Annotated in this window: 19 protein-coding genes and 8 tRNA genes; 18 read left to right on the top strand and 9 right to left on the bottom strand. The window is 40.8% G+C overall.

The window, feature by feature from the left end; translation table 11 throughout:
• Window positions 1-227: 227 nt before the first annotated feature.
• On the bottom strand, window positions 228-866 hold the full coding sequence (locus tag DPG01_RS04475) for a hypothetical protein (protein WP_086208517.1): 639 nt from the start codon (window positions 864-866) through the stop codon (window positions 228-230).
• A 279-nt stretch (window positions 867-1,145) separates the two neighbouring features.
• Here DPG01_RS04475 and pilG point away from each other — a divergent pair, with 279 nt between their 5' ends.
• The 6 genes from pilG (at window position 1,146) to DPG01_RS04445 (ending at window position 9,720) form a co-directional block, all read left to right on the top strand.
• Entirely contained in the window at window positions 1,146-1,529 is a 384-nt protein-coding gene (gene pilG, locus DPG01_RS04470; protein WP_086208516.1) for a twitching motility response regulator PilG, read from the top strand.
• A gap of 27 nt (window positions 1,530-1,556) precedes the next feature.
• Window positions 1,557-1,925, top strand: a complete 369-nt coding sequence (locus DPG01_RS04465; protein ID WP_004694491.1) for a response regulator — start codon at window positions 1,557-1,559, stop codon at window positions 1,923-1,925.
• 5 nt (window positions 1,926-1,930) lie between these two features.
• On the top strand, window positions 1,931-2,467 hold the full coding sequence (locus tag DPG01_RS04460; RefSeq protein ID WP_086208515.1) for a chemotaxis protein CheW: 537 nt from the start codon (window positions 1,931-1,933) through the stop codon (window positions 2,465-2,467).
• A 50-nt stretch (window positions 2,468-2,517) separates the two neighbouring features.
• Complete coding sequence (locus DPG01_RS04455; RefSeq protein ID WP_086208514.1) at window positions 2,518-4,590, top strand: methyl-accepting chemotaxis protein; 2,073 nt, start codon at window positions 2,518-2,520, stop codon at window positions 4,588-4,590.
• A gap of 167 nt (window positions 4,591-4,757) precedes the next feature.
• Window positions 4,758-9,254: an Hpt domain-containing protein gene (locus tag DPG01_RS04450; protein WP_110974307.1), complete on the top strand. Its 4,497-nt coding sequence runs from the start codon at window positions 4,758-4,760 to the stop codon at window positions 9,252-9,254.
• A 4-nt stretch (window positions 9,255-9,258) separates the two neighbouring features.
• Complete coding sequence (locus tag DPG01_RS04445) at window positions 9,259-9,720, top strand: hypothetical protein (protein WP_086208513.1); 462 nt, start codon at window positions 9,259-9,261, stop codon at window positions 9,718-9,720.
• A gap of 53 nt (window positions 9,721-9,773) precedes the next feature.
• Here the strand turns inward: DPG01_RS04445 and dapE are convergent, their stop codons facing one another.
• The 3 genes from dapE to DPG01_RS04430 all read right to left on the bottom strand — a co-directional run bounded on the left by dapE (window position 9,774) and on the right by DPG01_RS04430 (window position 12,204).
• Window positions 9,774-10,907: a succinyl-diaminopimelate desuccinylase gene (dapE, locus tag DPG01_RS04440; RefSeq protein ID WP_110974349.1), complete on the bottom strand. Its 1,134-nt coding sequence runs from the start codon at window positions 10,905-10,907 to the stop codon at window positions 9,774-9,776.
• A gap of 120 nt (window positions 10,908-11,027) precedes the next feature.
• Window positions 11,028-11,168, bottom strand: coding sequence for an entericidin A/B family lipoprotein (locus DPG01_RS04435; protein WP_086208511.1), 141 nt, complete (start codon window positions 11,166-11,168; stop codon window positions 11,028-11,030).
• Between the two features lie 157 nt (window positions 11,169-11,325).
• Window positions 11,326-12,204, bottom strand: a complete 879-nt coding sequence (locus DPG01_RS04430; RefSeq protein ID WP_110974306.1) for a DUF1853 family protein — start codon at window positions 12,202-12,204, stop codon at window positions 11,326-11,328.
• A 97-nt stretch (window positions 12,205-12,301) separates the two neighbouring features.
• Between DPG01_RS04430 and DPG01_RS04425 the strand changes: the two genes are divergently transcribed.
• The 11 genes from DPG01_RS04425 to DPG01_RS04375 all read left to right on the top strand — a co-directional run bounded on the left by DPG01_RS04425 (window position 12,302) and on the right by DPG01_RS04375 (window position 14,953).
• Entirely contained in the window at window positions 12,302-12,694 is a 393-nt protein-coding gene (locus tag DPG01_RS04425; protein WP_004694474.1) for a YbaN family protein, read from the top strand.
• Complete coding sequence (elsL, locus tag DPG01_RS04420; RefSeq protein ID WP_086208509.1) at window positions 12,694-13,197, top strand: cell wall-recycling L,D-carboxypeptidase ElsL; 504 nt, start codon at window positions 12,694-12,696, stop codon at window positions 13,195-13,197. Before DPG01_RS04425 ends, elsL begins: the two co-directional genes overlap by 1 nt.
• A gap of 282 nt (window positions 13,198-13,479) precedes the next feature.
• Window positions 13,480-13,555, top strand: a tRNA-Val gene (locus DPG01_RS04415).
• Window positions 13,556-13,580: 25 nt separating this feature from the next.
• A tRNA-Asp gene (locus DPG01_RS04410) sits at window positions 13,581-13,657 on the top strand.
• Between the two features lie 49 nt (window positions 13,658-13,706).
• Window positions 13,707-13,783, top strand: a tRNA-Asp gene (locus DPG01_RS04405).
• 21 nt (window positions 13,784-13,804) lie between these two features.
• Window positions 13,805-13,880: transfer RNA gene (locus DPG01_RS04400), tRNA-Val, on the top strand.
• 13 nt (window positions 13,881-13,893) lie between these two features.
• A tRNA-Asp gene (locus DPG01_RS04395) sits at window positions 13,894-13,970 on the top strand.
• A 69-nt stretch (window positions 13,971-14,039) separates the two neighbouring features.
• Window positions 14,040-14,115 (top strand) — tRNA-Val (locus DPG01_RS04390).
• Between the two features lie 50 nt (window positions 14,116-14,165).
• Window positions 14,166-14,242 (top strand) — tRNA-Asp (locus DPG01_RS04385).
• An 88-nt stretch (window positions 14,243-14,330) separates the two neighbouring features.
• Window positions 14,331-14,406 (top strand) — tRNA-Val (locus DPG01_RS04380).
• 85 nt (window positions 14,407-14,491) lie between these two features.
• Complete coding sequence (locus tag DPG01_RS04375; RefSeq protein WP_086208508.1) at window positions 14,492-14,953, top strand: DUF2750 domain-containing protein; 462 nt, start codon at window positions 14,492-14,494, stop codon at window positions 14,951-14,953.
• A gap of 10 nt (window positions 14,954-14,963) precedes the next feature.
• Here the strand turns inward: DPG01_RS04375 and DPG01_RS04370 are convergent, their stop codons facing one another.
• The 4 genes from DPG01_RS04370 to yccS all read right to left on the bottom strand — a co-directional run bounded on the left by DPG01_RS04370 (window position 14,964) and on the right by yccS (window position 21,482).
• The gene (locus DPG01_RS04370; protein WP_228156961.1) at window positions 14,964-15,770 is read right to left on the bottom strand and encodes a YdcF family protein; all 807 of its coding nucleotides are present in this window, start codon (window positions 15,768-15,770) and stop codon (window positions 14,964-14,966) included.
• 69 nt (window positions 15,771-15,839) lie between these two features.
• Window positions 15,840-18,494, bottom strand: coding sequence for a PepSY domain-containing protein (locus DPG01_RS04365; protein WP_110974305.1), 2,655 nt, complete (start codon window positions 18,492-18,494; stop codon window positions 15,840-15,842).
• A 167-nt stretch (window positions 18,495-18,661) separates the two neighbouring features.
• Window positions 18,662-19,222: a YcxB family protein gene (locus DPG01_RS04360; RefSeq protein ID WP_086208506.1), complete on the bottom strand. Its 561-nt coding sequence runs from the start codon at window positions 19,220-19,222 to the stop codon at window positions 18,662-18,664.
• An 85-nt stretch (window positions 19,223-19,307) separates the two neighbouring features.
• Window positions 19,308-21,482, bottom strand: a complete 2,175-nt coding sequence (gene yccS, locus DPG01_RS04355; protein ID WP_110974304.1) for a YccS family putative transporter — start codon at window positions 21,480-21,482, stop codon at window positions 19,308-19,310.
• A gap of 140 nt (window positions 21,483-21,622) precedes the next feature.
• On the opposite strand from yccS, the gene DPG01_RS04350 reads away from it, so the two are divergent.
• Window positions 21,623-22,831: a multidrug effflux MFS transporter gene (locus DPG01_RS04350; protein WP_086208504.1), complete on the top strand. Its 1,209-nt coding sequence runs from the start codon at window positions 21,623-21,625 to the stop codon at window positions 22,829-22,831.
• A 77-nt stretch (window positions 22,832-22,908) separates the two neighbouring features.
• Here DPG01_RS04350 and DPG01_RS04345 read toward each other — a convergent pair.
• Window positions 22,909-23,180, bottom strand: a 272-nt coding sequence (locus DPG01_RS04345; RefSeq protein WP_171327351.1) for a nitroreductase family protein, incomplete at its 5' end; no start/stop codon positions are given.

Below are 23,180 nucleotides of genomic sequence, written 5' to 3'. Positions count from 1 at the left end.
CTTTTAAGAGTATTTGTGCTGTAGTCATCGTGAACGCAATGATTGACCGCTTATTAATCATAAGTTCAATTTTTGAGTTGGTAGAGTAAAGAGATCAGCAGGGTAAACATTGAGCAATAAGTATAATCATGCCTGAGTTGGAATGAAAAATAGAGATACTTTTATAGCTTATGATCCTTTTACCACAATATTGTCTTTATTAAATAAAGTCCTTATATCAAGTGCAATTATTCAAATGTTTTTAAGCGAGCAATAATTCTGTCGTATTCGGCTTTTGTACTACGGTAGTTACTTTGTAATGACTGTATTTGCTCTTTTTTCATCACAATATTTTTTGAATTATAATCAAGCATATCTTGTAGTGGTTTTGGATTACTTTTACCTTTACGCATATTTTCTTTTTCTTGGCGTAAAAAACCAATTCGGTCATTTTGTAATTGCTTTAGTTCATCTTGTTGAAATTTAATTTGTTTTAAAATATATGAAAGTGCCGTATTCCGTTTTTCTGTTGCTACTTGACTGTTGGTATAAGCACGTTTTAGTTTTAGATCAGCATCCCGTTGCTTTGCAGCGATAGCTCCTTGGGGTGCGTATTGTGCATCTTTTTTGGCGTTGTATGGCCGTGCCCGTTGAATCACTTGCATATTCGTATCGAGTGCTTCATATCCATATCTAATATGATCCGGTGTCACCGTACTACTAACATTGGCGATACCTTTACTATCGTAATAACGATACCAGACTGCTTTAGGCGGATCGGCCATGACCATGATGCTTTGTACACTAAGCAAAGTCAGTAAAATGACTTTTGCAGTCATCATTTTTTTCACGATCAAAGCAAGTTTGTAATTAAACTCCCTAAGCATTGATACCCCCATTTAAAGTTGACTAAATTACTTATTTAAAAGCAATAAATGGTGCTATATTAGTCCTAAATTTAGGAATAAAAAATATAATCAGTCAAAAAAAAATCGACGTGTGTCGGAAAGTGTGAAGCCGTTCTTAAAAAGGAGATGAAGTGTGGTTTTATGCTGAAACTGTTCGTTGAAAATATAAGTAAATATATGTTAAAAGTGTACGTAACTTGTAAAACGTCTACGAATCTGTTTCTACAAACATTCTAAAAATGGGAAGGGTCATATTAAATGGACGATAAATTCCAGAATCTTAAAGTGATGGTCATTGATGATTCAAAAACTATTCGTCGCACAGCCGAAACATTATTACAACGCGAAGGTTGTGAGGTTGTGACTGCTGTAGATGGTTTTGAAGCATTGTCAAAAATTGCAGAAGCAAATCCTGATATTGTATTTGTCGACATCATGATGCCGCGTCTAGATGGCTATCAAACATGTGCATTAATCAAGAATTCACAGAATTATCAAAACATTCCTGTCGTGATGCTCTCTAGCAAAGATGGTCTATTTGACCAAGCCAAAGGGCGTGTCGTAGGTTCAGATGAATATTTAACAAAGCCATTTAGTAAAGATGAATTATTAAATGCGATTCGTAACCACGTTTCGGCATAAATAATATAAGTGTAATTGGGGAAATTTATGGCACGTATTTTAATTGTGGATGACTCACCTACTGAAACATTCCGCTTTAAAGAAATTTTGGGGAAGCACGGTTTTGAGGTGATTGAAGCGTCAAATGGTGCAGATGGTGTGACCATGGCACAGGCAGAACTTCCTGATCTAGTGTTGATGGATGTGGTGATGCCAGGCGTCAATGGTTTCCAGGCAACACGTCAAATTGCGCGTGGTGCAACCACAAAACACATTCCTGTGGTGATTGTCAGTACTAAAGATCAGGCAACTGACCGTGTATGGGGTAAGCGTCAGGGGGCATGTGATTATTTGACTAAGCCTGTTGATGAAAACCAATTGATTGATGTGATTAAGCAACACCTGAATGCAGGATAAGCTCTATGGCAGCAAATGGATTTATCGAATTACTTCGACTTGCTAAACGTGGCAATAAAAACTACGTTTCAAACGAAAATGAGGTAAACCGCTGGTCGGGCATTGCTTTTGAAATGATGGGGCAATATTTTGTTGCTCCATTAGGTGAGGTGGCAGAGGTTATTTATCCTCCGAAATATACTTTAGTGCCAAATACCCAACCTTGGGTTGTCGGTTTGGCAAATATTCGAGGACGTTTACTCTCTGTTGCTGACTTGGCGCATTACATGTCGGGGCATCGTAGTACGTATTCACCAACTCAAAAAGTACTCTGTATAAGTCACAATGACCACTATGTCGGTTTAGTTGTAGATCAGGTTCTGGGGATTCAGCACTTTAATAAGAAGAGTTTTTTTTCTAAGCATGATGATTTAGATCAAAACTTAAAAGAATATTGCCAAGGGTATTTCCATCAACATAACCAACAATGGCATGTTTTCTTATTCAGTCGCTTATTAGACAATCCAAAGTATATGAACGCATCTATAAAATTTATAAATTAATATCATTGTCGCGCACGAAAATATAAGGGCGTAAATCGGGGAGAAGCTGCATGGGCTTTAAACTTAAAAAGAAAAATACAGATGGAAGCACGAACCGCTCAGGTGGAAATGCTTTAGTAGCAAAAATTCAATCGCAGACGGAACAGTTTTCACGTGTATTTGGTGATAGTGAAAAGTCCAAGCCATTAATTTTGGGTGCAGCATTTTGTATTGTTTTAGCAATTTTCCTACTGTTGTACCTATTCTATAGCGTACCGCGAAATAACGAATTTACCCGTAGTGTGGGTGAGTTACGACTTTTATCTCAAACCATTTCACGTCAAGCGACAGAAGCTACAGCATCAGGTACGCCTGAAGCGATTAAAAAATTGACCGAATCGCAAAAGTCGTTTGCTGAAAACCTAGAAATTGTTAAAGATATTCATGCAAGTACAGATGCGCTACGTGAAGTAGATGCGCAGTGGACGAAAGTTTCTGCAAATATTGATTTAATTGCATCACAACAAAAAATTATTAATCAATTGTATGATACCAACATCGCAATTAGTGAAACAATTCCTGGTATTCAGGCCGAATATAACTTAATGGTTGACCAAATGGCACGTCAAAATGTGCCAGCCAACCAAGTCGTGATTGCAAAGAACCAAGTATTCATTGCTGAACGTATTCTTCGTTCGATTGGTTCGGTATTGACGGGTTCAGACAACTCACGTGAATCTGCAGATGACTTTAGCTCAGATACAGAAACTTTCGCTTCTTACCTAAATGCGCAGTTAAATGGCAGTGCTGACTTAGGTGTGGAACGGATTAATGATCCTGAAATGCGCGACTCTCTAACCAGTATTCAGTCTGAATATGATGATGTATTGAAATCTGCAGCGGCAACAGTACTAAAAAACTCATCTCAAATCGTTAAAGTACGTCAAGCATCATCATCTATTTTTGAACAATCAGACACGTTACTAACCAATTTGAATAAGTTGTCAGGTGGTACTGGTTTAGCGATTGCGATTCCTGCATTGGGTCTAATTTTAGCGTTGATCGCATTCTTGTTCTGTGTATTCAAATTACTTGTACTTCGTGGCGAGTCAGATAAAAAACGTGTATCACGTCTTCAAGATGAATATGACCGTAACCAAAACGCGATTCTACGTTTGCTGGATGAGATTGCCGACCTTGCAGATGGTGACTTACGTTCGCATGCGACAGTATCTGAAGACTTTACAGGTGCCATTGCTGACTCCATTAACTTTGCGATTGACCAGTTACGTGACCTAGTATCTCGTATTACAGAAACTTCTCAAGAGGTTGCGCAATATACGGCAAGTACACAAGGTATTACTAACCAGTTGGCAGAAGCATCAGAACACCAAGCGCAAGAAATTGCGGGCGCATCTGCTGCGATTAATGAAATGGCAATGTCCATTGACCAAGTATCTTCGAATGCTGAAGAGTCAGCCGTGGTAGCAGAACGTTCTGTACAAATTGCAGCAAATGGTGCTGATGTTGTAAACCGTTCAATTGAAGGTATGGATATCATTCGTGAACAGATTCAAGAAACCTCTAAACGTATTAAGCGTTTGGGTGAGTCTTCTCAAGAAATTGGTAACATCGTTGCCTTAATTAACGATATTGCAGACCAAACGAACATCTTGGCTTTAAACGCAGCGATCCAAGCATCTATGGCTGGTGAAGCAGGCCGTGGTTTCGCCGTGGTTGCAGATGAAGTACAGCGTCTTGCAGAACGTTCAGCTTCAGCGACAAAGCAAATTGAAACACTGGTAAAAACGATTCAGACCGATACCAACGAAGCTGTAATTTCAATGGAGCAAACCACGTCTGAGGTTGTACGCGGTGCCAACTTGTCTAAAGATGCTGGTGTTGCACTGGATGAGATTCAGAACGTATCAGGTAACTTGGCGAAATTGATTGCAAGCATTTCTGATGCTGCAAAACTTCAGTCAGCGTCTGCAGGTCATATTGCAACGACGATGAATGTCGTACAAGAAATTACCTCACAAACAACGAGTGCGACTTTCGATACAGCACGTTCGGTATCCGAACTTGCCAACATGGCAGAAGCATTACGTGAGTCTGTAACTGACTTTAAATTACCTGATTAAGCATTTGCTTTGGGGGAGGCATGTGACTCAAAATTTGAGTGGCATGCCGAAATCAGGATATCACATCAGCTTAAACCGGCTTTGTCTACAAAGTCAGGTTTCTGGTGATGGTTATAATGAAGTTTATGCACCTGTTTTGGGTAGCTGACAACGCAAGAAGCCTAGCTATGAAAGAAATATTAAAACATTTAGTTGAAACGACAACGCTTCCGGAAGATAGTTATCTAGATCAAGATGCAGAAATTCTTGAAATTTTTGTTGAAGAAATTGAAGAAATTTTCGTTGAATTAGATCCATTATTCGAAAAGTGGTACGCTGAACCAACACATCAAGAGACATTGGTGAGTATTCGTCGTCATTTCCACACCTTAAAAGGGTCTGGTCGGATGGTGGGAGCAAAGTCAGCTGGCGAAACCGCATGGGCAGTTGAAGATACCTTGAATCGTGTGATTTCAGGTGTAGTGCCCATCTCTGCCACAATTCAGAAATTTGCTAAAACAGTATTTAAAATTTATCAATATAAACTGTATCCCATTTTTAAGAATGTCGAACAAACTGAGCTAGATTTGCGACCTCTCGTCTTAATTGGTCAACAGTTACAGCAAAATCAGAGTTTAGAACCTGCCTTAGAAGAGCTCCTACAGTTATCTAATCATTTAAATGATTATGATGTATTAACAGGGTTGGAGCTTGGTGATGCTGAAGGCATTGAGCGTGTCGTTGAATTTGAAGAGGCTGCAATCAATTCTGATCATCCGGAACACGAAGTTCTTGAGGAAACATTGTCGATCTTCATTGAAGAAGCGGAAGATCACTTAGAGACGATTGATCAATTCCTAAATGCTGATGAAACTAAAGTACAAGATTACAATGGGTTAATCCGTGCCTTACATACTTTGCGTGGTAGCTCGTCTATGGCGCAAATTGAGCATGTATTTAATGCTAGCTCAAAAGTTGAAAATCTATTTAAAACACTGGTGCAAGAAGAAATTGTTTCAACCTCTAAGGAAATTTCGTTACTCACCCAGTATGCCGAATTTGTACGTGATTATTTACATGTTCTTGGGCGTGGTAGTAACGAGCAGCTTGAAGTCATTTATTCAACTTTTAGTACGGCTTGGGATAACTATGGCTTTAGTCTTGAAGAGATAGATAATGAACTGAACCCTCAAGGGATGGTTTCAAAATTAATCGAATTAAATATTGATCTTTTACTGGATACAGAATTTGAGTTTGATCAGCGTGCAAAAGCAGAGTATCCAGAATATATTCAGCACTTGAGTGAGCAAGCGAAACAACTGGTAGAATTTACAAATAACCGTGCTGCACAAGGGATTCATGAGTTTACCTCTGAGTTGTATGCAAGTTATCAAGCCTTACTGGAAAAGCCAGAATTACTCAATGTGGATTATGCGTATGAGTTATTTGGTCAGGCACATCAAGAGTTTATCCACTTATTCGATACCTTAGCTGCTGGTCAACGTGTCATCCTTACCGATGATGTTTATAAAGTGTTGAATGATTTAGCAGCCTTTGTACAACAAGATATAGAATCTGTAGAAGCTGCAACGGTAGAGCCAGTTGATGAAGGCATTGTAGCGAGCAATACGTCTCAACCAAGTTTTGATCTTGCACAAATTTCGCAACAGATTGCGTCCGATCATCAGTACAAACAATCGAACACTTCAAATACTGACTTTGATGATGATTTACTGGATATCTTCTTAGAAGAAGCCGAAGAATTATTGATGGGTATGGACCAAGATCTTAATACTTGGTCTAAAAATGGCAATGATACAACTGCACTCAATAATTTAATGCGTTATTTGCATACCTTAAAAGGTGGTGCAAATATGATTTCTGCATCATTTATTGGTTCAATTGCGCATGAATTAGAATCTATTTATGAGCGTGTGATTCGTCAGCAAATTCAAACAACACCACAGTTGATTAGCATCATTCGTTTGGTGCAGGATGATGTCGCAGACCGTATTCAAGTTATTCGAACAGAGAAAGTCGATTATCCAGCCACAGCAACCATCAATGTCTTACACAATATCCAAAGTTTGGTTGATGGTACGGTTGTGACGGCTACTGAACCTCTAGCTGAGGCAATTGCATCGGTTGAGGATGTGGCTGTGCAGACCAGCGATGATGAGACTTCATTGACGATGGATTTTGATGCAGAAACTTTCCCTGAGAACGAAGCACTTCCTTTGGGTGAATCAATTACACTTGATGCAGACTTGTCTGTGCCAGTTGAATCAGGTGAAGTGCTCGCGTCTGAGCAATTTGTTGCTATAACTACGGATGAAACTGACGATACAAGTATTTCATCAATTGTTGAAGAAACTTTCTTGGAAGAGGCTGAAGAAATTTTAGCGTCCACCGATGGCTTACTGAAGCAATGGACTGAACAGCGTAGTGACCGTAGTGTGTTACTTCAATTACAACGTGCTGCCCACAGTTTAAAAGGTGGCGCACGTATGGCAGAGAACGAACCAGTTGCTGCAATTGCTTATGAACTTGAAACAATTTTTGAGCAATTTGCGGTACATAATTTTAGTTCTAATGTTTATGACCCATTATTGCAAACTGCGTTTGTCTGGTTGAAGCAAGCCATCTTCAAACGTGATTTTAGTAATTATGATGGTCTGAAAAATAGTTTGGCATCTGTTGACTATGTCGATGTTATTGCCCAATTGCCGACGCGTGTAACGCAAATAGATTTGCTCAATGCAGCGCCAAGTTTTGAGTTTGTACAGGGTGATGGCACTGAACCGCCAGCTATGATGGGTGAGTGGAAAGAAACAACTCACTTGGATAGTGGTAATGAGATGATTCGTATCTCAGCCGATTTGGTTGAGAAAATGATTGATTTATCAGGTGAAAATGCGATTAACCGTTCGCGTATTGAGATGGACTTAGGTCAACTTGGCAATACCTTAAACGAGATGGAACTTGCCATTAAACGTTTGGCTGATCAGTTGCGTCGAATGGAAGGTGAGCTTGAGAGCCAAATTATCGCGAAGCATGGTTCTGAGAATTCGCGTTATACAGACTTTGACCCATTGGAAATGGACCAATATTCATCGTTGAATCAATTATCTAAATCTCTCGCTGAGTCAGCTTCGGATTTGGTTGACTTTAAGAGCACTTTGGCTGAGAAAATTCGTGATGCTGAAGGCTTGTTATTACAACAGTCACGCATTCAGGCAGAAATCCAAGAAAGTTTAATGCGTACGCGTTTGGTTCCATTCTCACGTATGCTGCCGCGCTTACAACGTATTGTGCGTCAGACGGCATCGACTTTGAACCGTCCGACAGACTTGATCGTACACAATACAGAAGGTGAATTAGACCGTACTATTCTTGAGCGGTTGGTTACGCCTTTTGAGCACATGTTGCGTAACGCGATTGACCACGGTATTGAAGATGCGGAACAGCGTATTGCTGCGAAAAAATCAGTGACTGGTCAAATTGAACTCAACATTAGCCGCCAAGGAACAGATGTTATCGTTACCTTCAAAGATGATGGTAAGGGTATTGATGAAAGTACGATCAAAGCCAAAGCATTAAACTTAGGCCTAATTAAAGCCGACCAAGTACTAGATAAACAGGAGATTTTACAGTTTATCTTCCACCCTGGATTCAGTACGGCTAAAGAAGTGACGCAAATTTCTGGCCGTGGTGTAGGTCTTGATGTTGTACAAAGTGAAATTAAGGCGCTAGGTGGGCATGTTACTGTTGAATCGGAAATTGGCTCTGGCACAGCCTTCATTATTCGCGTACCGACCACGGTTGCGGTGAGCGATGCCCTGATGGTGAAAGCAGGTGATCAACAATATGCGATTCCATTGGCACAGATTGACCGTATTGTACGTATTGCTCCAACGGCTTTAGATACTTATTTCCATAGTAAAGATGACCAATTCAAAATTGATGGTGTAAATTATAAACTACGTTATCTCTCTGAGTTCTTGTCTAATCAGCCGATTCCTCGTTTGAGTAATATTGGTCATTCACTACCAGTACTTTTAATTAAAGGGAACAGTGGACAAACGATTGCATTATTGGTTGATCAGTTGATTGGTTCGCGTGCACAAATTGTTGTAAAACCAATCGGTCAACAGTTTGCAAGCATCGGTGCAATTGCGGGTGCGACGATTCTTGGTGATGGACATGTTTGTTTGATTCTAGACGGTCAGAATATTGCACGTCAGATCCTCAGTACTAAGCGTGTAACGCATGCAACAGATCAACGTGATTTTGGTCGCCATCAAGATACACGCCGATTAGTCATGATTGTGGATGACTCAGTCACGGTGCGTAAGGTAACGTCACGTTTATTGGAGCGACAAGGCTTTGATATTGTGACAGCAAAAGACGGTGTCGATGCTATGGAGCAACTCGAGAATGTTAAACCAGACTTGATGTTACTGGATATTGAGATGCCGCGTATGGATGGTTTCGAAGTGACCAACTTGGTACGTCACCATGAAATTCATCAGAACTTACCAATCATTATGATTACATCACGTACGGGTGAAAAACACCGTGAACGTGCTTTCAGCTTGGGTGTGACGCACTACATGGGCAAACCATTCCAAGAAGCAGAATTACTTGCCAACATTCAGCAGTTACTTGCTGAAAAGCAGGGGTAAATAAATGAATGCAAATGTTTCAAAGACCATGAATGAGCAAATCAGCCAGCAAGAGTTGCAATATCTGATTACGGTATCAACAGGTTTTATTGATGCTTATATCATTGAATGCCATGGAAAAAATTCCATGTTATTACCACAAAATATTGTACTGTCTGCACTCGATAGTGATACGCAGGTTAAAACTGTAGAGTGGCATGATCTACATCTACCCGTCTATGCCGTGAATCGTCCTGAACAGACGGAAGGTGTGGCATTGGTGATTGAAGGAGATGATGCGTCTCAACGTTTTGCTTTAATGTGTAATGAGATGCCGAAGTCGATTCGTTTACGTATTTCTGAAATTGTAGATGATGAAACGCCAGCGAATGACCCTGCAGTGTTCCAACTAGTACGTATGGGTGAAGAGTTGTATCACATCCCTAATTTAAATCAAATTCAGGCAAGTTTAGGTTTATCTACTTAAATCTGTACTCAATAAAAAAGGAACTCATCTGAGTTCCTTTTTTATTGAAAGTCTTATGCTAAAAGCCCTTCTAAAATTTGTTCGTAAATTTCAGCAAGTGGTTCTAGGTCCGCGACATTCACATGTTCATCAATTTGGTGGATGCTGGCATTTAAAACGCCAAGTTCAAGAACTTGTGCACCTGTAGGAGCAATAAAACGACCATCAGATGTACCACCAGAGGTCGAAAGTTCAGTTTCAACTCCAGTTACATTACGTATGGCATTTTTCGCAGAGTTGACCAGTTCACCAACAGGGGTGAGGAAAGGTAAACCTGAATGTGTCCATTTGATGTCGTAATCTAAACCATGACGGTCTAAAAGCTCTAAAACACGTGCTTTCAACTCTTCTGCGGTTACTTCTGTTGAATAGCGGAAATTGAAAGTTACGGTCATCGTTCCAGGAACAACATTGGTCGCACCTGTACCTGCTTGAATATTAGATACTTGAAAAGAAGTTGCAGGGAAGTATTCGTTACCTTGATCCCATACGGTATCGCAAAGTTCTGCAACGGCTTTAGATGCCATATGAATCGGGTTAATCGCAAGGTGTGGGTAAGCCACGTGACCTTGCTTTCCTTTGACTGTCAAGACGGCATTTAATGAACCACGACGACCATTTTTGACAATATCACCTAATTGATGGGTACTTGATGGTTCACCGACCAAGCACCAAGTCATTTTTTCATTGCGTGCTTCTAATGTTTCAATCACTTTAACTGTGCCGTTAATAGATGGACCTTCCTCATCAGAAGTAATCAGAAATGCAATCGACCCTTTGTGGTCAGGGTGCTTTGCAACAAAACGTTCAGAGGCAACCACCATAGCTGCTAAAGCCGTTTTCATGTCTGCACTACCACGTCCGTAGAGTTTACCATCACGAATTTCAGGGGCAAATGGATCGGAGTTCCATGCGTCTAAATTGCCTGTAGGAACGACATCAGTATGTCCTGCAAAACAAAATACAGGAGACTCAGTGCCTTTGCGCGCCCATAAATTATCAACATCATCAAAACGCATAGATTCAATATTGAAGCCAATTTTTTCTAAGCGTTCAGCCATAATATTTTGACAGTTGTGGTCAACTGGAGTAACCGATGGCTGGCGTAAAAGTTGGAGGCTTAAATCGAGAGTAGCAGAAGAGGTCATGCGCATTTCAGAGTCAATAAAACAGTCGGCACTATAATAGGCGATTAATGTCTAGAATGCGAAACTTAGCAATAAAAAAACCTTATCGAAACGATAAGGTCTATGTGGGTTTAGAACAGATTATAATTTATCGGCAGTCTTATCTGCAGAGTTGGTCACAGCATCTCCCACTTTGGATACATCTTTACCCACGCCAGCAACTGTATTACAGCCCGTTAAAACAAAAAGCATCACAAGTGAACCAGCAATAATTTTCTTCATGTTTATCTCCAAAATTTTTGGTGTTGTCATCAAATGATTCTGTTCTGATGTTTTATAAGGTTAAAAAATAAACATATTAAAATGTAGCAGTGTTTTACATGAAATAGGTAACTATATGTAGTCTTATGTATATTTGTATAAAGTAACTTCTGCAAAATCAAGTAAAAATCAAACTCGAATTTCGGTACATATAAAACTGATTGTGTTGATTTTGTAAATACAATCCATTGGTCCACCAGTGGGCAGTGAGACTACTTGGCACAGCATTTGGGCAAATCCATTCTTGACGTTGTAGGCGGAAAAAATTTAAATCGGCCTTGGGAATGGTAGTCCCCCAAATTCCCAAGCGCCGGTCAGGATTGAGCCAATGTGGAAGAGAGTATTGGTTAAAATCACCAACATCCACGAAACTATTTTTTAAGGGTAGAAAGAGTTGTCCTTTTAAAACAGCATAGCGCATCTGAATGTCAGTATCTAAAGCTTGCTGGAATTGGAACTGTTTTTGAGTAAAGTGTTTTAGTTTGCGGTTTAAAGTATCAGTACGATTTAAACCGTACCATGTGGTTAGGCCCAGATCTGTTTCACCTAAATAATATTTCAACGCGACTTCCCAGTGCTCAACTTGATTGGTTTCAGTATTTTTAATTAGAAAATCGAGTTCACCTATAGTACGTGAACCATCAATGATTTGAATACTATGCCCCAATAACACGTATGCATGATAGCGATGATCCAGTAACCAAAACCACATGAACATTTCAAAGCGCAGACCTAGACGGGTACTTTTCAGTTGAACCATAAAGTCTTCAAGTTCTTTCGGGTCTTGATCGAGCTGTTTAAGGCGAGGTAAATAGGTTTGAAAGTGCTGTTGCCAGATCTGTGAGGGATGAAAATGAAAAGTATGTTGTATATCGAGTTCTAACGGCAACGCAGACAAAATGTTTGGACTTGCTACAGCAAAAGCCAACTGACGAACCAATGGATGTTTAAATTGGAGCCACGGTTCAAACAATTGATGCTGTGAAATGAGATGCATGTGTGAGCCTTAAAAAAGAAGCGAAATATGCAGAAGGACAACGGATAAATCCAAAAAACACTTTATACTACCGCAATTCAGTGTTTAGGAAAGTGGTATGAAAACGTTGTTTTGGCGTTGTTTAGTGGTGATCTTTGTCATCCTAGGCTTTATCGGCGCGCTTTTGCCGGGTATGCCAACAACTGTTTTTTTAATCTTAGCTGCATGGGCTGCATCCAAAGGTTGGCCACAAATGGATGCTTGGTTGCTGAATCATCCGAAATACGGAGCAACATTAAGGGCATGGCGTGCCAATGGGACTGTACCACGTAAGGCGAAATGGTTTGCCAGTATCATGATGTTGATCAGTGGGGTGATTATGCTCTTTACCAATGCGCCATTTTTAGTCAAATTATTTACCAATACCACTATGTTAATTGTTGCAATATGGCTATGGCTACGCCCTGAACCAAATACGTTGATAGATAAAAAACAAATAGAGGACAACTGATGTCTTATGTGATTGCTGATGCAGACGTCTTGATTGATCTAGCTGAACAGACTTTAACACTGCCTAAAAAGAATAAATTTTATCTGATCTCATCGGGGAAAAATGGCATTGGCGAAACTGAAAATAGTGGTAAAACCCCACGGGGTTGGCATTGTATTGCTGAAAAGCATGGCGCTGAGCAACCACAAAATGCTGTTTTTATTGCTCGAAAGCCGACAGGGGAGGTTTATAATCCCAATTTGGCGGCTCAGTTTCCAGAACGGGATTGGATTTTATCTCGGATTTTATGGTTGAGTGGTTTAGAAGAAGGCTTTAATCGCGGGGAAGGATGCGATACCTATCAACGTTATATCTATATTCATGGAACGCCTGATACCGAGCCAATGGGGATGCCGATGTCACATGGCTGTATTCGTATGCGTAATGCTGATGTTATGGAATTATTTGAGCTGATTGATTGCAATGCATTGGTTTATATTTCCGAACATAAACTTGAAATTTAAAATGTGGATTAAAAATAAACAAAGTGATTTTACTGAATACTATTAGGCTTAATTCAAAAGGCTAAAACTTAACAAAACTGCGTGATTTAGCCAAAATGACTGGCATGTTTAAGAAAATAAATTAGACGAATCTGTTAAATAACATACAGAAAATCCTTGTTTTTATACCATTTGACCTATTTTTTAATCACTCGATTGTAAAAAAACGAAAACAGGCCGAAAAGCGTTTGACAGCCTGTAAAGATTCTCTATAATGCACCTCACAAACGATAAAGACGTTAAGGGCGCTTAGCTCAGTTGGTAGAGCGTCTGCCTTACAAGCAGAATGTCGGCGGTTCGATCCCGTCAGCGCCCACCAAGCCTTTACGTTAAAGATCTTACGTGCAGCGGTAGTTCAGTTGGTTAGAATACCGGCCTGTCACGCCGGGGGTCGCGGGTTCGAGCCCCGTCCGCTGCGCCACTTAAGATTTTTAATATTGTTTGTACCACATTAGTGACTTTGTGTAAGTGCAGCGGTAGTTCAGTTGGTTAGAATACCGGCCTGTCACGCCGGGGGTCGCGGGTTCGAGCCCCGTCCGCTGCGCCATTTATACAAAATCCTTAATGAGGGCGCTTAGCTCAGTTGGTAGAGCGTCTGCCTTACAAGCAGAATGTCGGCGGTTCGATCCCGTCAGCGCCCACCAGATTTTTTGCGATGCAGCGGTAGTTCAGTTGGTTAGAATACCGGCCTGTCACGCCGGGGGTCGCGGGTTCGAGCCCCGTCCGCTGCGCCATTCAAAGAATCAATTAAATTTAAGTTCCTGAGCTTAAATTTGAAAAATAAGACTGACAATCTTAAATCAGGGCGCTTAGCTCAGTTGGTAGAGCGTCTGCCTTACAAGCAGAATGTCGGCGGTTCGATCCCGTCAGCGCCCACCATATTCAAGCTGTAAAGCTTAATGACCCTAATTGCATTCGCAATTACCGTTGCAGCGGTAGTTCAGTTGGTTAGAATACCGGCCTGTCACGCCGGGGGTCGCGGGTTCGAGCCCCGTCCGCTGCGCCATTTCCTAGATCCCTTGTGCTAGTAAATGGAATCAAGCAAGATTTCTTTCTTGCATCATAAAAATAGCAATGCTATTTTTACTTCTCAAGGGCGCTTAGCTCAGTTGGTAGAGCGTCTGCCTTACAAGCAGAATGTCGGCGGTTCGATCCCGTCAGCGCCCACCATATTCCCTAGTCGTAAAAACCTTGCTTATCTCAAGCTGTTTTCATACACTTCTGTGCAATAATAATTTTAAAACATGACAGATTTATGAGAAATCCATATCAACGCAAAGCTGCATCTAAAAATCAAAATACTGCTTACGATCCTCTCCAAGTTTATCGCCTTTTTATTGAAACTATTGTGCATCAGGGCCATGTTTTGGCGTTGTATCATGATGGGTGGGCACTCTGTGCTACACCAACTGGACAGCGTTCATTTGCGATGTGGCAGAGTAAAGGCTTAGCACAGCTTTTAGTGAAAGATAATTGGGCGGGTTATGAAATTCAGAGTATTGGTTTAACGGACTTGGTTGAAAAAGTGATTCCTTTTTTACGTGTTGAAAATACGACAGTGTCGATGAATTTAACACCAGAAGGGCAGAATGTTTTGGTTGCTCCTGAAAAATTATTATTAGATATTAAAAATTATCTGTATCAGTTTTCGATACAAAAGCCTGATTTATTCAAGCAATTACAATTGCCTTCACCACGTCATATTCGTCTGCATTAATATATTGTTTTTAGTATTCGTTGAGTAACCAACCGCTAATAAAGGCAAAATACTCTCGTAGCCATGCATTATAGCGAGTTTCAAGTGGTGTTTTAGCACCGATCATGATGGGTGATTGATAACCTTGGCGAATTGCAATCGCACGACTACGTGGAATGTGGAAATCGCTGGTGACAATCGCAATCGGTTGTTCAATAGAGATATGTTGTTGAGCTAAAATCTTTTTGCTATTGAACAGGTTTAACTCTGTACTGGTACTTTGTTCTTCGGTGTAGATGCGATGGGCTGGAATATGGTGTTGATCCACCAAATATTGACGCATTGCGTTGGCCTCGCTGATGTTTTGCTGTGGAGATAGCCCACCACTTACAACAATAATAGTTTCTGGATATTGTTTTACGTAATGAGCTGCCTGATCTAAGCGACTGGCTAAAGTTGGACTCGGTTTACCGTGCTTTAGCCCACTGCCAAGAACTACAATAGCGGGTGCAGCGACATGAGGGGTATTTTGTTCATTTGAAAATTTTAAAAAGAGAAAGAAAATGGCTAAACTACAAATCCATAGCAAGAAAATAGCCCAAGTGTAACGCCATATTGATTGTCGGATTTTATTGGTTTGAATATAAGCCCTAAGCCTAGGGACGGTGAGTGCATAAATCAGCAGACCTAATCCAATAAACAAAGGCAGGAGAATGCCGAAATCAAAGCGGAGTTGTAAAATAAAATACAAGCCATCTGCGAAAAGTAATGAACCGATGACAAAACTAATGATTCTTTTTGATTTTTGCATGTAGGCTTGTGAGTTTAGGCTTTGCATGGATTTTAGCAAATTTATATATAAAAAAACCGAGCACTGTGGCTCGGTTTTCTCATCTTGATTTAATGTTTAATAAACATCACGACGGTAACGACCTTCTTGGCGGAGTTGATCTAATTTTTCTTCGCCTAAGATTTCTACCAATGCTGTATCAACATCAGTTGCCATCCCATTAATACTACCGCAGACATAAATGACGGCACCCTTTTCTACCCATGTTTTAAGCTCATGGGCTTGTTCAGTCAGTTTATGGTGTACATAAACTTTCTCTGCTTGATCTCGTGAGAATGCTAAATCTAAGCGTTGCAACATGCCTGTGGTTTGCCATGCTTCAATCGTACTTTGATAGAAGAAATCATGTTCACGCTGACGCTCACCAAAGATCAACCAGTTTTGAGTATAGTCTAGGCGGGTACGTGCATGGAGTAGACTCATTAAACCTGCGATGCCTGTGCCATTACCAATACAAATGATAGGACGGTTGTCATTGATCAAGTGGAAAGATTCATTGGTACGAATACGTAGTGCAATAGGTTGCTGAAGCTCGGCATGTCGGGTTAACCAACCTGAACCTAAGCCCAGTTCACCTTCTAAATCTTGCTGTTGGCGCACAACCAACCGTAACACTTGTTGGGTCGGTACACTTGCAATCGAGTATTCACGTGTAGGTAAAGGGCTCAACTGTTCCAGCAAATGTTCCAAATTGGCAAAAGGCTCAATCTCTGTGCTGAGGTTTTTATCCCAAAGTGCTTGCTCAATCGAAATAGCTAAGGATTCAACGATGCTCTGTGCTGCAATGTGATGCTTTTGCATAAATGCTTGGATACGTGCTGTGCTATTACCTGGTTGGATTTCAGCAATATCGCCTGCTTGCCATGTAACATCGAAGTTGGTTTTTAGCTCGATATTATAAGCATGTGCGCCAACACTGTTTGGATTGAGTACTTCACGTTGTGCCAAAGTCCATTGATCAAAGGTTTTATCAATATTCATGGCTTGAAGTTCAAGTTTAGTTGCAGAGGCAAGAGCACTATTCCAACGCTGAATATCGCTGTTGTCTGCATTATTGACTTCAATGGTTGCAAATAAAGTATGCGCTCCATTGGCTTTTAACCAATGGTCAATGCGATGCCCAAAACTACAATAGGAGTCAGGGTATTCTTGAGAGCCTAAAGCCAATACGGCATAGTGCAGGTGTGACAAATCCAAGGTTGTATTTAAAAATTTCTTTTCAAAACTACTGGCTAAGTCAGGTGCTTCACCCGTGCCATAAGTACTTGCAATAAAAAGTACTTGTTCGGCAGTTTTTAAGTCATCAAGCGTTAAGTGTTGTACCGCTTTTACGCTTACTGGCTGTCTTGCTTCTTGTAAGCTGGTTGCAGTACGCCAAGCGATTTGCTCAGAAACACCAGTTTGGGTTGCATAGGCAATTAGCCACGGTTTCGCATTTGGATCAACCGTAACATTCAACGCTCCACCACGTGCTTGCTGCGTTAGTTTCTTTTGTTTACGACGTTTCAGATAGAGCATCCACCCCGTTATAAAGAACAGTGGCATCATTAGTGATGCGAACATGGCAAAGAATTGATAAATTGGGCCAAAGAAGCTACCACGGTGTACAGGAAGCATACTGCTCATGATTTTTTCATTCAGCTTCTTCTCTTCATATAACTCCATTTTTTCAATTTTTGAAGTTTGATAATTAAAGACTGCTGAATTTCGCGCTCGCTCATGCTGTGGAATTGCATCTACAAATGAAAGTTCAAGTGTGCCATCTGGCTTTTTCGGAATATTTAAGGTCAGTGTTGAATAGTCGCGACCAACTTGTGCATTAAAGCCTGTCCATGTTTGGGTTAAAGCAATTTGCACTTGTTGAGGTGATAAGCCTTTATGCTCACCTTGCCCACGTTCGCCATGTGTAGCGTGCTCGCTTTGTGGGCCGCCACGACTTTGCTCACGTGACTCGCCACCACGAGCACCCGTTTGTTCGCCGCGTGGGCCTTGAACTACACCTGCATTTGGACGGGGGCCTTCTTGCATTTGTGCTTGTGGGCGTTCAACACCAAGCACTTTGAACATGCCATCGCGCCACCAATCATAGGACCAGTACAGCCCCGTACAGGCCAAGATGAGATAAAAAATCACCACCCAAGTGCCAACAACCGCATGTAAATCCCAAATGAAGTTGCGTCCTTTCAATTTAGGCTTAACAAAAAACCATTGTTTGATGGAGTGACGCTTGGGCCAACGGAGGTACAGACCACTCAATACAAAGAAGATGAGCATGAGGGTACAGGCACCTGTGATTTGCTTACCCACAGGACCGACTGTTAAAGTGCGGTGTAGTTGTTGAATAAAGTTAAAAAAATCACGACCTTTGATTTCGGGTAAAACTTCGGCGGTATATGGATTTACCATCATGTTATAGCCACGGCGTGCACCTTCTTTCGCAATATTAACTGTACTGGATGCAGTGGGCTCTTGAGCAATGGTAATACTGTTAATTTGGATGCTTGGATCATTCTTTTGGAAATACAGATACAACTCAGCAGGGGTTAATTTATTGTTTTGACTTGCTTGAACGGTATAGCTGCTAGGATTCATCCACTTTAAGATTTGCTGTTCATAAGAGTAGATGGCACCTGTGACACCCATAAGAGATAGAATGAGACCCGCAGTGATTCCCAAAAACCAATGCACTTGGAAAAATGTCTTTTTAAACATGGCTAGACTTGATCGTGAGCGATTTGTTGTGCGCGAATTATACCTGAAGATTGAGAAGATACTATGGATTTAGCAATTAATATTTATTCTCATTATCATTTATATTTAAAGGTTTAGGGTATAAAAAACCTCCCAAATAAGGAGGTTTTTTATAAAATAAAAAGCGATTAAAGCGGCTGAGCTTCACCCACAGTTTCTTTTAAATGCGTACGGATCGTATTAAATGAGAAGTTTTTACTATCCATGCGCTTTGGCAGGATGTAAGCACCTTCTTGGCCTTTCACCTTAAACTTAATCAATAAGAACTCAGGTGTGTTGTACCATTCATAAATATCTTTCCAACTGATTGCACCGACACCTTCCTGCATGCCCATTTGTTGGCGCATAACCAGACCATGAGGTTGTACACCTAAGCGAATGCCTTTAATTTCCTGTACTGGAAACTCATTCATTTTGCGTTTTACATACCATTCTAGGCCGAATTTACGGACCAGTAGATAGACTACAACACAGGCTATGGCAACCCAACAAAAAATTGTGGAATAGTTTTTAAGCAGAATTAAGCCGAGGATTGAAAGGGCAACGACTGCACCCATGATGATCCAGGCTTTCAGGCTGATTTTGTTTGTGCTACGCCAAATTTTTAATTGAGCATCGCGTTGTTCAGACTCAGTGATTTCATAGTTCACAGGCTGTAAAGTATAAGCGTATAAATTTTTCGCGGTCATAGTGAAAGTAACAGATTTAAAACTGCAAAAAGTTTAGCATTATTTAGAGCATTTCAGTGAGTATATTGTTCCAAAATCACCCAAATTATAATGAAGCTAATTCTGTAGCCTCGTGATCCCGTTCATGGCTCAAACTTTGCTTCAAACGACTGAATTGATTTAGGATGCTAAACATCAATGACAGCTGCTGCAAAATGATCAATGCTTTTTGATCTTCTTCATTATTTTGGCTTAAACGTTGACGAATGGTTTGAAGCATATTCTGTGCAGTTAAATCAGGCATTTCGTCACGTAGCAGTGCGCCTTGGATATTATCAAAAGCGCGATCCATCAATTCTAAAATTTGTGGGTCGTCAATTTTTTCACGATGTGCACCCAGTGCTGCAATATAACTGATAAAGGTATGATTGAGACACAGAAATTCAAATGCCAAACTTTTTTGAGTGGGGTCAAAGTCAGGCTCTGTGGCTAAAGTTGAAATGAGTGAAGCAACTTCGGCATCGGTATTGTGCGCTGCACGGCGAACAACGCGATAATTCAAGCCATTGTTGCGCCCAGATTTATACTGCTCAATTACTTCAGCCAAATAATTGCATTGCGCTGCAAGGGAGCGGTAAATGGTGCGGGGGAGACGACGAAATTTCCAATCGGGGAAAATAAAACTCACACCCAACCACGCTAGCCCACAGCCAATCAGGGTGTCAATCATCCGCGGAAGTGCCGCGGCGTAACCCATGCCATCTAAATTAAAGTTAATTAAAGCCAAAATAGTAATAAATCCAGTGGCTTGAGCATATTGTTTACTGCGAAGTTCGAAAAAGAGGACACCACTGATTACTAACATGACCAATTGGCCTTCAATGGATGGGACAAAATACAAGATGGCATAACCTAAAAGAATGCCCATCAATGTACCTATGATCCGCAAGCGCAAACGTCGTTTGGTGGCATTAAAGTTGGGTTGGCTGACAAATAAAGCGGTCAGTAAAATCCAATAACCATATTGAATATTGGTTACTTGAACAAAAATATAGCCGACCAAGAGCACAATCGAAACCCGTATTGCATGTCGAAATAGTACGGATTCAGGCGTGAGATTTTGTTTAATCCGCACCACAATGTCATCCCAACCTTTGAGGTCATCATCTTTAAGCTGACTTTCAATGTGCTTACTTTTATCAAATTTAATATTGCGCTCAGTTTCTAAGTTACGAAGCTGTGCATCAATTGATTTTAAGTTTTGAAATAAGGAAAACAGGGCATTGACCCAAATTTGGTCATATTGTTGTTCATCTTTGAGCTTTTCTAAAGATAAGCGGAGGTTTTCAAATGCATGTTTAAAGCGTTTATTATGCACGTAGGTTTGGCGGTTTAATATACTGCTACTGAGGTCCTTACAGGCCTTGGCTTGGATGGATAAAATACGTTGAAAGCGAAACAAGATATCACTGTGCTGAAAGATCTTAGCCAGTTTTTGATAGTCAATATGTGCTGAATCTGCACGTTCATGGATATCTTGTGCGACAAAATAATATTGCAAGCTCCGACGGGTATCACGCTGCCCACGGTCACCTTTTAAACGGGTGAGTAGAGCGGTTTTCATGTCGTTGAATATCGCAATTAATTTGCCATTTTCCAGAGACAGCTCAATCATACTTTGTTGATAACTATTTGGCGTCATATCGACATCGAATAGATTAGACTTGGCAAAGAGAAAATCGGCCAAAGACGAATAACATTTGGATAAGTTATCTTGAACCTGACGTACTGGGAAAAGCAGAAAACTGATGGTTGAAATCAGGCTATACCAAATTGCACCGATGACTAAAAGCGAAGGTTGCATATACCATTGGTCAAAAAGACCGACACCAAGCATGGAATAGACGGAAATAACCAAACAACCATATGAAATGGTTGCATAACGACGTCCCAATGAACCCAGTAAAATAAAACCGATACAGGAAACAATAAGACCTAGCGCAAATAAAATCGGGTGCGGAAATAAAAAATAAATAGAGGTGGCTGTGACGAAAAAACCAATATAGGTATAAATCAAGTTCATGATGCGCACAGAAAAGCGGTCATCAATATCGCTTAAACCCGCTGCAACTGCACCCAGTGTAAGTGGAATAGTTGCCAGTTGGAACCCCATAAAATAAGGTACAAAAGCGGTTCCTGCAAAGGTGATGACCATGCGGAGGTTATACATAAAGGTTGTATTATAAGTAGCCTGTTTCAGGCTCGTCAGCCATGCTTTCAAAGCGCACCTTTATCTGTCTTTTAGGGTTAGACAATTTTCAAATATGAGAATATGTGAAATTTCACTTGCTCAGGTATAAATCATACTATGGAGCGTGTAAACTTGTCTGCAAACTCTCCTTTAAAAAACACATTAATCCTATGTCAACTACACAGGAAAAAGCGGAATATTCTAACGCTTGGATTCTTTTACTCGCTTCACTGACGGCACTGGGCCCACTTTCTATTGATATGTACCTACCCGCTTTGCCACAAATGGCAGATGACTTCGGGGTAAGCACACAAATGGTTGCTAACAGCTTGCCTGCATATTTTCTTGGTTTGGCTCTTGGGCAGCTAATTTATGGGCCTGTAAGTGACCGAATCGGGCGTAAAAAGCCTCTGTATTTTGGATTGAGCCTTTATATTGTGGCCAGTTTACTGTGTGTGTTTGCAAACAGTGAATGGAGCTTAATTGCTGCGCGGGTGTTACAGGCTCTAGGTGGTTGTGTCGGGGTGGTGATTGCACGTGCTGCAATTCGTGACCGTTTGGATATGCAAGCTTCGGCACAAGCTTTTGCCAGTATGATGATTGTGACGACCATTGCTCCAATTATTGCACCAAGTTTGGGTGCTTTGGTGCTGAGTTTTAGTAGTTGGCACAGTATTTTTGCCATATTGATGCTTGTTGGTTTGGGAAGCCTCTGCTGTGTACATTTCTTTTTTAAAGAAACTTTAGATCCAAAGCGTCGGTTAAAACTGAATTTCAATCAAGTACTCAACTTATATAGTGCGATTTTCCAAGATCCAAGTTTTAGACGACCAATGTTTGTTGGTTGTTTTGCTGGCGCGGTTTTATTTTGTTATATCAGTGCCTCAGCTGCCATTTTGATGGACGGGTATGGTTTGAGTCAGCAAATTTTTGCCTATGCCTTTGGTGCGAATGCGGTTGGCATCATGCTTTTCTCAACTTTAAATAAACGTTTAGCACGCAGTTTAAATGTATTTCAACGTTTAAAATTAGGCAGTGCTTTGCAATTGTTAGGGGTTATTTTGCTGTTAATAGCAGGAAGCATGGCAACAGCACCTTTATCTGTTGTGTGTGCAGGTATGTTTTTAGCCGTTGCAGCGATTGGTTTTACGGGACCAAATGCAATGGCAATTGCAATGTCTGAGCAAGGCGCTCGTGCTGGAACGGCTAGTGCTATTATGGGCAGTATGCAATTTGCATGTGGTTTACTTTGTGGCGTGATTCTAAATTTCTTAGTTTGGTCTGCACTTTTAAATATGGCCATTGTCATGGCTATTTTTGTGTTACTGGCTTTATATTATGTGTTCAAACTTGGGCAAGACGAAGGGATAAAAGCCTAAGTCTGAGATATTTAAATGTATAAAAAAGAGACTGTAATCAGTCTCTTTTGATAAATGAAAGCTGTGATCTCTATTCGTCAGTTAAAAAAAACAGCAAACTCGTCTACGGGGACCCGTGGTGTGATAAAGCTATTCACAATGTGTTCTGGGTCTGCATAACCTAAAGCGATTGCGCCGACTAATTCTTCATCTGATGATGCACCAAGAATACCCAGTACGATAGAATGAAAGTGATTCCATGCTGCTTGTGGGCAGGTGTCTAAGCCACGTGCTTTGGCTGCAATCATCACATTTTGCATCATCATGGCAATGTCCATTTTAGACCCAATGCCCATGACTTTATTGACTG

The organism is Acinetobacter sp. WCHAc060042 (genome assembly GCF_003231195.1).
In the GTDB taxonomy this organism is placed as follows: Bacteria; Pseudomonadota; Gammaproteobacteria; order Pseudomonadales; family Moraxellaceae; genus Acinetobacter.
This window is presented reverse-complemented; position numbering and strand designations above follow the sequence as displayed.

Coding starts and splice junctions, on each gene's coding strand:
- DPG01_RS04450 (WP_110974307.1), top strand. CDS start 4,758: ATGAAAGAAATATTAAAACATTTAGTTGAAACGACAACGCTTCCGGAA.
- elsL (WP_086208509.1), top strand. CDS start 12,694: ATGTCTTATGTGATTGCTGATGCAGACGTCTTGATTGATCTAGCTGAA.
- DPG01_RS04425 (WP_004694474.1), top strand. CDS start 12,302: ATGAAAACGTTGTTTTGGCGTTGTTTAGTGGTGATCTTTGTCATCCTA.
- DPG01_RS04360 (WP_086208506.1), bottom strand. CDS start 19,222: ATGACCGCGAAAAATTTATACGCTTATACTTTACAGCCTGTGAACTAT.
- pilG (WP_086208516.1), top strand. CDS start 1,146: ATGGACGATAAATTCCAGAATCTTAAAGTGATGGTCATTGATGATTCA.
- DPG01_RS04445 (WP_086208513.1), top strand. CDS start 9,259: ATGAATGCAAATGTTTCAAAGACCATGAATGAGCAAATCAGCCAGCAA.
- DPG01_RS04460 (WP_086208515.1), top strand. CDS start 1,931: ATGGCAGCAAATGGATTTATCGAATTACTTCGACTTGCTAAACGTGGC.
- DPG01_RS04375 (WP_086208508.1), top strand. CDS start 14,492: ATGAGAAATCCATATCAACGCAAAGCTGCATCTAAAAATCAAAATACT.
- DPG01_RS04350 (WP_086208504.1), top strand. CDS start 21,623: ATGTCAACTACACAGGAAAAAGCGGAATATTCTAACGCTTGGATTCTT.
- DPG01_RS04465 (WP_004694491.1), top strand. CDS start 1,557: ATGGCACGTATTTTAATTGTGGATGACTCACCTACTGAAACATTCCGC.
- dapE (WP_110974349.1), bottom strand. CDS start 10,907: ATGACCTCTTCTGCTACTCTCGATTTAAGCCTCCAACTTTTACGCCAG.
- DPG01_RS04455 (WP_086208514.1), top strand. CDS start 2,518: ATGGGCTTTAAACTTAAAAAGAAAAATACAGATGGAAGCACGAACCGC.
- DPG01_RS04430 (WP_110974306.1), bottom strand. CDS start 12,204: ATGCATCTCATTTCACAGCATCAATTGTTTGAACCGTGGCTCCAATTT.
- DPG01_RS04435 (WP_086208511.1), bottom strand. CDS start 11,168: ATGAAGAAAATTATTGCTGGTTCACTTGTGATGCTTTTTGTTTTAACG.
- DPG01_RS04370 (WP_228156961.1), bottom strand. CDS start 15,770: ATGCAAAGCCTAAACTCACAAGCCTACATGCAAAAATCAAAAAGAATC.
- DPG01_RS04475 (WP_086208517.1), bottom strand. CDS start 866: ATGCTTAGGGAGTTTAATTACAAACTTGCTTTGATCGTGAAAAAAATG.
- DPG01_RS04365 (WP_110974305.1), bottom strand. CDS start 18,494: ATGTTTAAAAAGACATTTTTCCAAGTGCATTGGTTTTTGGGAATCACT.